Genomic DNA, 357 nt, shown 5'->3' with positions numbered 1-357 from the left:
AAGATGAATTAGGAGCAGACAGAGTAGTATTCAACGGTCCAGACGAACAATTATTATCAGGACTAGCTATGGGAGCTGATGGAGGAATCGGTGGAACATACGGAGTAATGCCAGAATTATACTTAGAAATAGAAAGATTATTCAAAACAGGAGAAATAGCAAAAGCAAAAGAAATCCAATATGAAGCATGTAGAATAATCTATGCAATGTGCGGATGTAAAGGAAACTTATACGCAGTAATGAAAGCAATCTTAAAAATGAGAGAAGGAATCGACTGTGGAAGCGTAAGAAATCCATTACCAGAATTAGTAGCAGAAGACATGCCAAAAGTAGAAGCATGTGCAAAAATGATAGACG

The 357-nt window shown here is 37.0% G+C and carries 1 protein-coding gene; it reads left to right on the top strand.

Going from position 1 to position 357, the window contains the following annotated elements:
- On the top strand, positions 1–357 hold a 357-nt coding region (locus I6E15_RS10325; protein WP_235247640.1), incomplete at both ends, for a dihydrodipicolinate synthase family protein.

The sequence above is a fragment of the Fusobacterium perfoetens genome, assembly GCF_021531475.1.
Lineage (GTDB): Bacteria > Fusobacteriota > Fusobacteriia > Fusobacteriales > Fusobacteriaceae > Fusobacterium_B.
This window is presented reverse-complemented; position numbering and strand designations above follow the sequence as displayed.